The 14,493-nt window shown below is 41.1% G+C and carries 9 protein-coding genes; all 9 read right to left on the bottom strand.

The annotated features are described in order from the left end of the window. Positions 1–44: 44 nt before the first annotated feature. The 9 genes from HZB59_07130 to aroC all read right to left on the bottom strand — a co-directional run bounded on the left by HZB59_07130 (position 45) and on the right by aroC (position 14,492). Complete coding sequence (locus HZB59_07130) at positions 45–2,258, bottom strand: T9SS type A sorting domain-containing protein (protein ID MBI5021191.1); 2,214 nt, start codon at positions 2,256–2,258, stop codon at positions 45–47. 53 nt (positions 2,259–2,311) lie between these two features. Then, positions 2,312–4,864, bottom strand: coding sequence for a carboxypeptidase regulatory-like domain-containing protein (locus tag HZB59_07125; protein MBI5021190.1), 2,553 nt, complete (start codon positions 4,862–4,864; stop codon positions 2,312–2,314). Between the two features lie 12 nt (positions 4,865–4,876). Next, positions 4,877–5,704: a hypothetical protein gene (locus HZB59_07120; GenBank protein ID MBI5021189.1), complete on the bottom strand. Its 828-nt coding sequence runs from the start codon at positions 5,702–5,704 to the stop codon at positions 4,877–4,879. 121 nt (positions 5,705–5,825) lie between these two features. Beyond that, positions 5,826–6,380 carry a hypothetical protein gene (locus tag HZB59_07115; GenBank protein ID MBI5021188.1) on the bottom strand — a complete coding sequence of 185 codons (555 nt, stop codon included), beginning with the start codon at positions 6,378–6,380 and terminating at the stop codon, positions 5,826–5,828. A 182-nt stretch (positions 6,381–6,562) separates the two neighbouring features. Then, positions 6,563–8,437 carry a T9SS type A sorting domain-containing protein gene (locus tag HZB59_07110; protein ID MBI5021187.1) on the bottom strand — a complete coding sequence of 625 codons (1,875 nt, stop codon included), beginning with the start codon at positions 8,435–8,437 and terminating at the stop codon, positions 6,563–6,565. A 4-nt stretch (positions 8,438–8,441) separates the two neighbouring features. Next, positions 8,442–10,481, bottom strand: a complete 2,040-nt coding sequence (locus HZB59_07105) for a T9SS type A sorting domain-containing protein (GenBank protein ID MBI5021186.1) — start codon at positions 10,479–10,481, stop codon at positions 8,442–8,444. Between the two features lie 16 nt (positions 10,482–10,497). Continuing rightward, a complete protein-coding gene (locus HZB59_07100) occupies positions 10,498–11,730 on the bottom strand; it encodes a hypothetical protein (protein MBI5021185.1) in 1,233 nt (410 codons plus the stop codon). A 100-nt stretch (positions 11,731–11,830) separates the two neighbouring features. Next, positions 11,831–12,838 (bottom strand): NAD-dependent isocitrate dehydrogenase, encoded by a 1,008-nt coding sequence (locus tag HZB59_07095; GenBank protein ID MBI5021184.1) that lies wholly within the window; start codon positions 12,836–12,838, stop codon positions 11,831–11,833. A 316-nt stretch (positions 12,839–13,154) separates the two neighbouring features. Next, the gene (gene aroC / locus HZB59_07090; protein ID MBI5021183.1) at positions 13,155–14,492 is read right to left on the bottom strand and encodes a chorismate synthase; all 1,338 of its coding nucleotides are present in this window, start codon (positions 14,490–14,492) and stop codon (positions 13,155–13,157) included. Between the last annotated feature and the right edge of the window lies 1 nt (position 14,493).

Below are 14,493 nucleotides of genomic sequence, written 5' to 3'. Positions count from 1 at the left end.
TTTGAGAATATCCATATGAGCCCGCTCAAATCTACCTCCATTATTTACCTGATGTATAATATTTTTCTGACCACCTGGTACTTCATCTTTTCCGATACAATATGCACAAAATACATTCCGGTTGCATAAGATTGAAAATCAACAGAAATATTGTGCGAGCCCGTATTAAATTCTTGATTTTTAAACAACGACACCACCTCTTGTCCGTAAACGTTGTAAATTCTAATTGATAGATTTGCATTTTCCATAAGCGTAAACGAAATATTCGTTGAGGGATTGAATGGATTCGGATAATTTCCAAGCTCAGTGATCAGAGAAAGATATTTCGCTTTCGAAGAAATATATCCACCTGACGAATCGTAGCGCAGTATAGTTGAGTTCCTACCGGCAATCCATCCGATGGTTGAATCGGCAAAGGATAGACTAAATAGATTATTTGCTGTTCCGCTGCCTACTTTTGCCCAGGTGAATCCACCGTCAGTCGAGTGTAATAAAATTCCATACTCACCAGTTGCCCATACATTATTTTCATTCAGGAATTTTACAGAAAGAAGATTGCGTTTCGTTCCCGATGCAACAGTATTCCATGTTCCACCGCCATCTGTTGTGAGAACGATCGTTCCTTTGTATCCCACGGATACACCGCGCTGAGGAGAAATGAAATCGATGCTGCTTAAATTGTTGCGTAACGGCCTGATTTCTTGAGGCACCCAACCATTTCCACCATCATAAGATTGAACCAGAATTCCATTTCTGCCGCAAGCCCAGGCAATTAAATTCGTTACCATTTTTATAGAATTGAGTTGACGGGATGTGTTGGCATTTTTGGATATCCATAACGAGCCGCCGTTTGTAGTACGAATAATTTTGCCCCGCGTGCCAACTGCGATGCCATTTTGTGAATCATAGAAGTGCACACCATAAAGTGTATTCAACGTAGGAGTGCTTTGTTCAATCCATGTTGCGCCGCCATCTGTTGTGTGAAGGACAGTGCCTGATTTTCCTACAACCCAACCATTCAAATGGTCTGTGAAATGAACCGCATTAAATCGTATAAGCATTGCTGAATTTTGCTGAGTCCAATTCAATCCTGCATTGGTGGTTTTCATTATTAAACCGCCATCACCTACAACCCAGCCAATATCCCGTGTTGGAAAATGTGCACCACGAAAGAATCCTGTTTCTCCACGATTTAATTTTATCCATGACGTACCGCCATCGCTCGTTCGTAATATAATTCCGCCATACCCAACAATCCAGCCCACTAAAGGATTAGCGAACCGTACACTAGATAAATAATTTGTAGTCGGCGAATTTTGACTTGCCCAGGCAGATCCTCCATTTGTCGTTTTTATTATCATTCCTCCGTAACCTACCGCCCAACCATGGTCCTTGTCGACAAAACAAATAGATTCATACGATGCAAATGGTGCGGCTTGCATTATCCATGTTAATCCACCGTTGGTAGTCCGCCTTATAACTCCATCGATTCCGGCAACCCAGCCTGAATCGGCGTTAATAAATTCGACAGATTGCAATATTTTTGTTGTATTCGAATTTTGTGCCACCCATGTCGTTCCGCCATTCGTAGTTTTAAAAATTTTACCCGAATCGCCAACAACCCAACCTTGAAGTTTATCGATAAAGTCTATACCCCGCAGTCGTACAAAACTTAGAGTGTATTGCGAGGTCCAGGAATTCCCTCCGTCAGTTGTTTTTACAACAGTGCCATTGTAACCCACAACCCATCCTGTCAAAGAATCCACGAATTTTAAAGCATGGATCGGCATAGATGTACCGAAAGATGTAGGTGCCCAGGATTCACCACCGTCTGAAGATCGGACCACCAATCCAATTGTACCGGCAGCATAAATATATTTATCATCAACAACATCGATAGCGAATAATCTTCGCGTACTCTGTCCTACGGAATGCTGCTTGTACCACGATGATCCATCATCTGTCGTTCTAAGGAAACTTTCTACATCTCCAACCGCGCACATTCCTGTATCTCTAAATACGTCGACCGAATAAAGTGTGTTTCCCTGAGGGTATGGATTCAGCCAATGCCAATTTGCACCGGCTGCAACTTCTGAAGATGTAAGTGCTTCCTCATCATCCAACAAGGGATTACTCGATTGGACGAGATCATCCATGTCCACATCGACGCTATCCATTTCTTCCTGAGCGAAGAGAGGCGTGGAGCAAAACAATGCAAGGAGAAATATTAAGGTAAAGATATCATTTCTATTTTTCATAATCATCTTCCCCCAATTTTTATTGTCAAATATTTTATTAATCAATGCATTCATTACTTCGATATCAAAACAAAATTCTTATTATCAATCAGATCACCGTCGGTTGTTAGATTAACTTCGATGTTCATGTATGATGGTTGTGCACGTAAACCAAGAGCATTCAGTTGGGTCTCATCCAGAGTAAGTCGATATCTTCCCGGGGGTATTGATGCATACTCAAATTCACCTGTTGAAAACGATGTTGTTGAATATGTTTTACCTTGATCAGACTTCATATCTTTCAGCAATAATCTGATACCTTCGGCAATGATAGTGTTATTCTGAATTTTAACAGAGCCACGCACGGTACCGCCAATGACAAGAGGAATATCGATTGCACGTACTTTATTCGGTTCTGCATAAACCCTGAATACATTATTCAGAGGTACCCATGTTGGATTTTCGAGTGTGTTCTGATCTACCGCAACATCATACTCCTCGTATGCAGGCAATTTCAAAAGGCGTGTTGAATTCATCTGTATAGACGAAACGCGTTTACTTCGCGTGATATCCGAGAAAAATAGACGGCCTACTTTAGATTTTTCTTCATCCTCGTCAAGAATCCCGTTATTATTTCCATCAAAGAACGGATTGACTTGAATTCCGCCATATCCAAGATTGGTGGTATTATTTTCGAATGATACAAGAAATGGTTTAGGAGTAATATTGACTACACCCGATCCGCCAAGCGTATATTCTCTGAAATTATTCGTTCTTTGTGAGACACTCGAATTCACACGTAAAAATGGAAAGACATACTCCAGGCGGAGAGTCGATATCGGTGAACCAAACATCGGAAATCGATAATGAGAGAACGATAACCTGACAGAATTAAATAACATTTTGTTTATGGTGAGACCGATAGATTCAATCCCTTTTCTTATATGGTTATAAGAAATATCTCCGTAAAGAAACACGCTCAGTGGAAGTGTGGTAGATAGATCAAAAAGGGAGATATGATTTAACAGCGTTCTCGAACCATCATCGACACGCCAATACATACGTGATGTAATTCGCGGAGAAATAAACTTTGAATTTATGTAGAACGAGATTTCACCATTCTGATATAGGTGACGAGCGTAGTTTACCTGACTACCGTTAAGTTGGAAACCGGTACCACCGACAATCGGAATTGTCGATGATAAATCGAATCTGGTTTTCATGCCAACCGGGTTGTAGTAATTATTTCGTGCGTAGTAAGTAGCTCCTAAATTTATCTCGGCATCCGATGGAAGAAGCCACTGAATACGAGCGCTGGAATATGCATTTGGAGTTGAACTTAAATTCAGCAATAATCCGGAATTAATCCGCGCTAAAGAACTGAATGTCGGATAGAACTTAGAATTAATTCGTGGAAGGTCGAGATAATCAATCGATATTCCAGCTGTAAAATTTGTCGATAATCCTACTTGAACATTCGCTGCTGATGTAAATCGCTGGCCGGCTCTCCTCATTCTTCCAAAAACAAGAGAATACTCGGCTGTGCCCGGCGGTACTAGCGAAAATGGGACATTCATCCTGTATCGATTCATTTCCTGTAAACCCCAAGGATCATATGACTGTATATCAATTCTACCTTGTCCATAATAGATCGGGACATTAAAATTATACCGACCGAGTGAATCGGTTTTTGTGTACATCAGGTTGGATTGAGTGTTTCTTAATTGAACATCGATATCAGGTGTGAAGGTTCCTTGGAATTCTTCATATCCGTATATGTAGCGTCTCTGCAATGGACGATTAGATATCTCAATACCTCTCGCTAAACGTGATGAAAATCCGGATGTTACTACGTCTCCTATAATTATTTGCCTTATAGCAGTCTCATCCAAAAAAGGATAACGCCATTGTGCCCGGAATTCACTGTAAGGTTTATATTTCCTTTGTACTCCGAAGGCGCTCATATTGAGATCGCCGCCGAGAAGTCCGCCACCCACCGTAAATTTATAGTGTCGGTAAGGATTGACCGTGTTCGCAAATCGATTAAAGATATTCCATCCCAACCGTCCACCATCGAATACTGAGAATGTATGCCCTATTTCAACATCGGGAGGCGGGAGTATTATTCTTGTGCGTTCTAGACGTTCTAACCTTTTAAAACCCTGGATATATTTTACTTTGGGTAAATCTTCAACTAAGGGGAGTTGAATCAATAATTGTCTGGGATTGAACTTAAAACTTAATCCGAAAAATTTATTCAGGAATGCCATTCTAAGAAATAAATCACCGTTGTTTACAAGAAAATCGTTCGCTGTCATTACAGTACGATTTTTTTTGAGTCTCGCCTCCAAAGCCGAACAATCGATTGTATATTGATTATCCGGATTTTTATAAAATCCTTTAATGATTAATTCTTCTGCGTCATAAACATTTTGTATCCCTAGAAAAGATAGAACGGTAGTTGCCGGTAAATAGATAGCCGAATCTTTTTCGATTATTTCTATATTGAGCGAACCTATCGCTTTCACCCGCAATTCAACCGGAATTCGAGTTTCTACCCCTAATTGCGACGATGCAGTATTAAATAAGAAACCAAAGTAAAAGCTTATTACTATCAGTAGCTTCACAAAAAATCCCTATTAAAATATTTCAACTTCACTTGAAAATCGAATCGGCATTGTCGATAGCAAGTACTTACTTAGAATATCGCGCCTTTTTGGAACAATTTCAAATTCGGCCGTGTATCTTCCGGCCGGTAAATCTTTTATTTTTAATCGATCTTTTAGTACAAACGTGTTAAATACAACGAGAGTGGTCATCGAGGATCGAACTACATTTCCCTCTCTATCTTTTAATCTGAGTGTTCGGGAACCGTTGAATGCAGCATTTCCTGTGCGGAATAAATTTACAGAATAGATTAATGCAGAATCCATTTTTGAAACGGTGAAATTATTTGCTTCTAATCCGGTGTGTACTTTCCCTTTACGGTAATAGATAGGCAAACCCAATTCTTGCGCCATCATCATTCCACCTTTTACTTTTAACTTGGTAGTATCCGTAAGAACTCGACGCGGTATCACTCGCACCATAATACGTGCCCAGTACTCTCCGTCGGGGAGATCCGGCGGGGGGGTTGCGAGAAGACGAATAGTTTGGCTTTCCAATCCGCCCAGGACGAATCTTGTAGGGTATGGCTTGATCCATTGGGCGGCAGATGTAAGCTCGGTCGATGCTGAGTCGACTATCAGATCAATTTTCCCCGTATCATTTGTCGTGATATAGCTATATACAATTCGGACTGCAATTTCAATTTCTGCTTCGTCCTGATTTCTCACTGTCACAGGGATCATACGCTGAGTTTGATCAAAAAATATTTGTTTTGGGGTAACTGTAACTGCCCCGTTCATGAACGAACAAAAAATGATAATTAAGAGAAGTATTTCACCCAAATATTTTAGATTGCGCATGAGTTAGAGCTCCGAAAGTTTCTTTGTTAATATACTAAAAAGGTAGCTTGTAAACCATACAAGCTACCTTTCGTTAAGGTTAATACAAAAATCGTTGTCTATTATTTAATAGAACGAACTTTTACTTGTATTGAACTGTGAGTAAGCCTTCACCTAGCCATGTACCACCGGCTACGATAGTCTTCGGAACGCATGTATTGAAACCAATCCATACTTCGGCTGCGCCGCCATCATCAAGAGTTCCAACGAACGGTCCGGCTGTTGGATTGAAGAACCATCCATCACCAAGTCCGTTCAGGAATTCTGCTGATGTTCCTGTGTATGTAAGAGCTAAGTTACCTGTTGTTCCATCGCCTAAAAGAATGGTTGGAACTGCACAGCTAACGATAACTTCTGAGAATGGATCGCCTGCAATAACTGCTGCTGTGATTGCGGCAAGTTCTGCACTTGTAACCGGCGTGATACCACCGCTTGCAATAAGACCAGCTGGATCTGGCACTACTTCATAACATACACCAGGCATAAGCCCTTCAACTGTTACATCGCCAGCTTCAACTGTTAAACCTGTTGCAACTGAGGTGACATTAAATGTATAGATGTTTTGGTTGGCAGGTTGTGCAAGTGCAATACCTGATACAAACAAACATACTACTAATAAGAACATGAATTTTTTCATGTTTGACTCCTTTGTAAATAGTTATTTAATTGGTGGATTAGATATTTTGTTAATTAGTTTTAGTTTTATTTTATAATTTCAGATTTCAAGAGAACTTCTTCATCTCCCTAGAAATCCCGCTCAAAACTTTATTAGTGTCCTTGCGAAGGTTTTCAACCTTCGCAAGGTTTACAGATATTTAATTACTTCAATAACATCATCTTTTGGACTTGCTGCATTTCGCCGTCGTTGACGATGAGGCGATAGTAGTACACGCCTGATGCAAGCGCGGAAGCGTCGAACTCAACATCGTTGGAACCTTCTGTGTATTCCTCACGATCGATAAGTGTCGCAATTTCCTGTCCTAACATGTTGTATACCTTCAACGTTACAAACGCATCTGCTGATAGATCGAAAGATATGGTCGTAGTTGGATTGAAGGGGTTCGGATAGTTCTGATTTAATTTGAACTCTACCGGTGTTGCCGATTCTACGTAATTCGGTGTTGTAATCGGTTCAACAGTTGCAAACGAAGTTCGGTAAAGAACACTGACATTCATCAATATTTTTGCATTTTTCAATACAGTTTTTGTGCCGAAACTTACTGTATCAAATGTACCAGCAAATGCACCGTTGATACGACTAATAATGGTATTCAATTCTGTTCCAGTCGCAGTTGTTGTGAAACACGAAAAATATCTATCTGCGATTGCTAGAATTGAATCTACTGATATACCATCAACCCATGATGGATCGCCTGCTTGAGCTTTATAAGCTAGTGAACCGAATCCTGTATTTGTGTGTCCATATTTACTAGAAGCTACATTGAACTTCAATGTGGCTATCTGAGCAAATAATTCGTGCTTTGATTTATCTGCGGTTAAACCTTTTGATCCTTTAGCAACTGCCTTTGTACCAATAAATCTGAAACAGGTAGTAGCGCCGCCTAAGTGAGAACCCTTGCCGATCAACGATTTATTGACATCTTTCCATTTCGGCAGGTTAACAAATTTATATTGCGGTGCTCCCTTTACTGTACTATCGGATGCGACAGTATTTAGACCGACAATCAAACCAAGTGTTGGATCGAATGCCGGTGGTGGACCGCCGTAAACCTCTTCTCCAACGTTGTTCCAGTTCGGCATTTTTAACCATAAGCGTGAGGAACCACTGTTTGGATTAACCGGTCCTAATTTAGTCGGTTTCCATTTTAATGGTGGGACATTAGGTATCCACCAGTATTTTTTCGCAACAAGTTCCTTGCCTTTGTTACCTTCCGCAAATACTGTTACTGTAGCCGGACCTAGTAATTGTGTTCCGCTGGTGAATTCAAATGTATACTTCTTCTTCTTTCCATCTAAATCTGTTACCTTATCGAAGTGATCGTAATCTAATGTTGCAATATTAACTTCCTGGCTGAATTCAACATAAAGAGCATCAGTGCTATCAGCTGAATTTGTAAATGAGAATTCACCTTCACTTGCAACAGTTTTACGTTTCTCTGCTTTGCCTTTGCCTTTTGAGTCTACTGCTTGCTCAAGAGCCAATACGGTTGCTGTATTAAAACCAAGGCCGTCACCTTTAGCAATCATGAAATACACATACGCATCGCTTTCCGTTTGAAAAACGTAGTTCGGTTGTGCCGTCATATCGCAAAGCTCAACTCCGTTATCATCAAGTAAGCGCCAGAATCCGCCGTAAACATGCGCCATATCAGCGGGCCAGCTAATCGTAACTGGTGATCCGCTAAATTCCGGTGCGAATGCGATTCTAAATGTATCGGTTTGACCTATCCGATATTGTTTGTGGTAATTAATGCGAACACCATCCGAGCCTAGTGTATCCCATCTCGGCATAGAGAAACATCGCATATCAAAAGCGTATCCTTTGGGCGGGAGTGAGTACTCACCTAATGCGGCATCGATACCACCCGTTGCAGCCGGGTGGATACCGATTGTGACGGATCCACTTCCTGAGCCATCGGTTCCGCTAATAACAACGCTTTGTTGCGCCAGTGACACACCAACTGTGAGAGCACAGAGGGCAAGCACGAGCGAAACTTTCTTCAATAAATTCATAATTTTACTTCATCAGCATAATTTTTTGAACAGCAGAGAAGTTATCGGCAGTCATACGGACGAAGTAGATACCAGTAGGCACAACCTGATTGTGTGCATCTACGGCATTCCATTCCATCTGGTATGAACCGGCTTCTTGTTCACCGTTCATCAAGGTAACTATCTTTTGTCCGAGGACATTATATATTGCTACCTCTACGTTTGTTGCTCTCGGCACGTCAACCGCGAAACGGGTTGTCGGGTTGAAGGGGTTCGGATAGTTCTGACCGAGCGCGAATACTTTCGGCACATTTACATTGCCGTTTAACGCTAAGCCCAATCCGGCTCCATTCTTTACCTTCATGCTTCCGCTGCCTTCAAGCACTCCTAATAATTTGCCGCCTGATACAAGCGTTAAGCTCTTCTCTGCCGATTTACTTATTTCCCATTTCACTATCACAGGATACGCATCCGTTGATATGCTGATAGGATATTCGTATTTGGCTGCTTCTAACTTTGCAGGATAGGTTGCTACCATACCATTTGAGTTCTTGAAGCGTGCATCAAAGCTGGGTGCTGCCGGGGGCCATTCGCCCGCGTCTAATCCGGCTGCATTAACTAATCCTTCTTCTCCAATGTAGAGTGTCTGGTAACGGCCTGCTTTGTCGATAATCGTTACTTTGTTGATCTGTGAATAATCGGCTACTTCCTGTTTCGGAAGTGATGCACTGCCGGTCATGGTTAATGTACCGGGCTGGTTTGTCTTTACCCAATATCCTAAACCGGGGGTTATAGTTGTTACCGCTTGGTAACTGCCTGCATATTTATATACAGTTCCAATCGTCAAACCGGATGATAATCCGATATTTGCGACCGCTACCGGCTTTGCGATTGAACCAATCATATTCCAGCCGGTGAGAACGTCTATTGATACGCTGTTCTTCGGAATACCGGGTCCGCCTGCGTATGTAAATTTATCAAACTTCAACCAGTAGCCAGGTCCGTTTGTTAGTGGATCGGTAGGCTGATAACCAGACGCATATCTGAAGGCCACTGATGCTGCCGTCGGATAAATGGTTGCCTTGCTCATATCGTTTCCGTTCGTTGACGCTCCGGTTGTTGCAACAGATAGCATTTGCCAGCCGGATGTAACATATACTGGCATACCTGCATACATCTTGATGCACCAGTTATCACGCGGTTTCGTTTCGTAAGGATATGTGTTGCGATTGATGAATACAAATCCGGGATCTACTGATGGGTCGGGTTGAGTAAGATCGTTTGAATCTGCCTGCATTCCAACCAATGCCAATGAATCCAATCCTTGTGTGCCTACGCTCTTATATTGATATTCTATACTGCCTTCACAGTGATTCAAGATCGTTCGGAATGTTGTTACATCGTTTGTCGATCCTGCTTGATCGAATGTTCCGATTGAATCCCATTCTACTATGAACTGACACGGATCTCCGCCAGTACCATAAACTATCTTTCCATATACTGCCGGTGTTGCACCTGTATCGGCAATTACCATATCTGCCCAGAACGGTGCTATGAAGTTCGGAGGCATACGCGATGGATAATTTGTATCTGCACGGTAATGATGTTGAAGCATCGGGAAATCCCATCCGCTGGTTGCAAAACCGTTCGCGTTGACATCGATTGTATCTGTTGCGCTCTTCGAAAGAGCTAACGCACCGTTTACGCTGACCCATGCATAACGAACTGTGTCACCGGCGAATAAACGCATTGTTCCGCCAATGTCGTATGGACCGGCTGTTCCGTCGTCTCGTGGTGCTGTGCCGGCTCCGGTCATCGCTGAATTGATGAAGAACTTATCGTAGGTGATCGAGGTGCCGGTCTGGCTTATGTTCTGCATTGTGCAGGCATATCCGGTATCTACTCGATAATATGGACTGTTGATTGTTACAACTTTGTATCCGCGGCTCGGTCCTAACTGAACCATTCCACGAAGGTCTTCTGCAATAATCCGATAACTGATTGTTGTGCCTGCCGGTTGTCCGGGTATATCTGCAGTGTAAAAATCAGACCCTAATGATGTCATATATATATCTGCTTGATCAACAAATACTTCTGTCCCGGCAACTGTTGTCGCCGTAAAAATCAGACCCTAATGATGTCATATATATATCTGCTTGATCAACAAATACTTCTGTCCCGGCAACTGTTGTCGCCTTTGACCATTGTACCTTTGCATATTTTACTCCCGCGCTGTCTATAAACTCTGCATCGCAATCATAAATCAGGTATGACAATGTTTGCGCTTGATTTGAAAATGTATTTGTCGGGTCGCCCCCTTCTTGTGCCGATATTATCGGCGGAACGTTCGTGGTTACTGACATCGAATACCAAATATTTACTGCGGCTGAATATAATTGGGCATCTGGTACCTCACCAGGGAAAGGACCACGCGCAACCCAACCACGTTTAACTTGTTCTCTGGTTGAACCTGCGCAATTTGAAGGTCCTGAATCGTGTTCATAAAATTTCCAGTTTCGAGCCGGCCAGTTTTCATCTGTTGTTGATAGTGGTAAATCGGAACCCCATGTAGCAAAATTAGTACCTACATCAAATTGCGCAGATATGTGCATGTTTGGGGTGCTCGGTTGAAATGAGATAAAAAATCCATCACCTTTTTTAACGTGTGGTTGAATGCCGGTACCTGCTAAATCAGCTTTAATAACTTGATTCGGTTTTACTACAACACCCATACCATTTGTTCCACCAAACAATGAACTATCGAACGGTGGGAATGATGTTCCAGCTGCGAGTGTGGAATACCATGTTGTATCTTCAAGAGGTGATAACGATGACAAGAATGCTGCAATACCGTTATCGGCATCGGTTGTAGATTTCCAATATCCCCAACTTTGACATGGTGGTTGCGAAGTATATGGACCAAATCCAGGACCGGATCCCGGACCTATCTTTGATCTATGAATTCTAATGTTGATCGTCGAGTCTGGAGAACCGATCCTATCTAATTGAAACCAATAAACAGTATCGATAGTGCCAGCTGCTTTTGCAACAAACCATTGACCTAGTACATCTTTATGGTAGATAATGTGATTAATATTATATTCGTACACATCAGTTGGGTATCCAAAATTAAATGTTCCTGTACAATTAGCAGAAGTCGAGAAAGTATTTTTTGCAATCCTTTTTGCGATTTCGGCAGAGGGACTTGAATATTTTGGTATTGGGAAAGCATCATGATTTGGAGAGATTAAGAATCTTTGCTGAGCAAAAACAATTTGACTTAAAAGTAAGAAAAATATTAAAAAATGTTTCATGGAGCACCTTTTATATTGTTTAACTGGTCACCCTATTACTATTATCTATTATCGGATAATTTAGATAAAAAATCAAGTGAAATCGATCATAAAAAAAATATTACATATTTTTTATGATTGCCTCAGCCATTTTGAGTGTTCCAACAGGATTAGAGGGATTTATATCTCTCGTCACATTTTCACCCTTTGCTATGGTTTTTGCAATACCTTTTTCTATTCTATTAGCAGAATCATATTCTCCGATGTGTCGCATCATCATCGCAGCGGCAAGGATCAGAGCGCTGGGATTTGCAATCTGCTTACCGGCAATATCAGGCGCGCTGCCGTGGACTGCTTCAAACATCGCAAGATCTTTACCGATGTTTGCGCCAGGCGCTAACCCGAGACCGCCAACTAATCCTGAACATAAATCCGATAGTATATCTCCGAATAAATTCGTAGTTACGATGACATCGAATTGATGCGGATTCATTACTAATTGCATACTTGCATTATCGATGATTTTATCGTTTGTTTCAATCTCAGGATATTCTTTTGATATTTGTTGTCCGACTTCAAGAAACAATCCACCTGTATATTTTAGGATATTTGCTTTATGAACCATCGTTACTTTTTTTCTTCCATGTTTTTTCGCGTATTCAAACGCATAACGGAATATTCTTTCACAACTGTATCGCGTTACGATTCCTATTGCTTCTGCGGCACTTTTTTGAGCGTCGATGTAATGCTCAATACCGGTGTAGAATTCTTCAGTATTCTCGCGGAAGATAATTAAATCAACATTATGCCAGAGAGATTGAATTCCTTCAAATGATTTCACAGGACGAAAATTAACATACAGATCGAACTCTTTCCTAAGTGCTACGTTGATGCTTCTGAATCCTGTTCCAACCGGAGTCGTGATTGGACCTTTGAACAAAACTTTATTTCGTTCAATCGATTCGAGCACATGTTTAGGCAAGGGATCTTTATATTTTTCAATCGCAGGAAGACCCACTTCATGGCGTTCCCATTCAATTTGAACTCCAGTTGCTTTTATAACTTCAATTGCCGCTGTAACAATTTCAGGGCCTATCCCATCACCCGGTATTAATGTTATCATTCGCATAATTATGATCTCCTTTTAAAAACTATCTTTCTGAATTTTCTGATTATTCTGAATCTCTAACTTTTTTTAATTCCGTTAAATTCGTGATTATTTTTTCGGGAATTCGTTTGATATACCGAATATAACGGTAAATAGTTAAAAATAGTTCATTACTATCAAGATTGATAAAGTAAATAATCTGCTCGATTATTTTGAGATTATCTATCCAACTCCCATTAATTATTTAAATTATAAATACTAATAACAAAATGTTTTTTTACATTGTCCGTAGCAAGATTTCCGAATCTTCCGTAACCGATGATTGCAATATCTTTTTTCATACGTCCCGCTGAGCTTTACGCGCGTTTTTGATTATTATTTTGTACACATCTTTTATATAATCGGGATCAAGTCCGGATTCTGCGGCGAGTGAAAGGCGTTGGGAGTATATCTCTTTTTCCCGTTCTGCATCATAAACAGGAATGCTGACTTTTTTCTTCCAGATGCCAACATCTTCAGCCAGTTCTTTTCTTTTAGTTAGCAGTAATATCAACATATCGTCGATTAAGTTAATTTGATTCCGTATTTTCATATTTGTGTTGCTTCTTCTATTAAGCTTTTGCTTCATGAGGTGATCAGCGAGCACCAGCGCTATCATCGATTCTACGACCGGTACAACTCTCGGGCAAATACATGGATCATGTCGTCCTTCAATACGGATTGTTTTCCTATTACCTTTTACATCAACTGTATTTTGTTTTTTACTGATCGAAGAAGTTGGTTTGACAGCTAGTCGGATGATAATATCTTCACCAGTAGAGATGCCACCTAAAATTCCACCTGCATAATTTGTCCTTGTACGAATGCTGCCGCTTTTTTTATCTTTAATAAATTCATCATTGTGTTCGCTTCCCTTCATTTTTGCCGAAGAAAAGCCGGAGCCGATCTCAAAACCTTTAATGGCAGGAATTGACATAAGCGCTTTTGCAAGGTCTGCTTCGAGCTTGTCGAATACCGGTTCACCAAGCCCCGCCGGACAATTCTTTACCACTGCTTCAATGATGCCCCCAAGCGAATCACCTTGTTTTATAACTTCTAAAATTCTCTTTTCCATCTTTTTTGCAGCAACAGAATCTGGACAGCGGACAGAATTATTCTCTATTTCTTTCAAGACAATTTTATTTGCGGTTATGCCACCAACTTCTTTGGTGTATGCAAAGATTTTAATTCCCTGTCTTAAAAGAATTTGTTTTGCCACAGCCCCTGCTGCCACTCGACCTGCGGTTTCTCTTCCTGAAGCTCTGCCGCCGCCGCGGTAATCCTGAATTCCATACTTGGCAAGATACGTGAATCCGGCATGTCCGGGTCTTAATAAATCTTTTATTTCTTTGTAAGCTTTTGAATCTTGATCTTTATTTCGAATCAGAAGGCAGATAGGTGTACCCAATGATCGCCCATCAAACACTCCGCTTAAAATTTCAACATGGTCGGATTCGTTTCGTGGTGTCGTAACTTTACTCTGTCCGGGTCGTCTCCGGTTTAATTCTTGCTGAATCACTTTTTCTGAAATCTTCATATTAGGTTTTACGCCGTCGATTAAAACACCGATGACTTTGCCATGACTTTCGCCGAATGTCGTAATATTGAAAAGCGTACCGAATTTATTTCCTGCCATG

This window comes from Ignavibacteriales bacterium, from assembly GCA_016214905.1.
Taxonomy (GTDB): domain Bacteria; phylum Bacteroidota; class Ignavibacteria; order UBA10030; family SZUA-254; genus PNNN01.
Note: the sequence above shows the minus strand (reverse complement) of the source record. Positions and strands in the feature narration are given on the sequence as shown.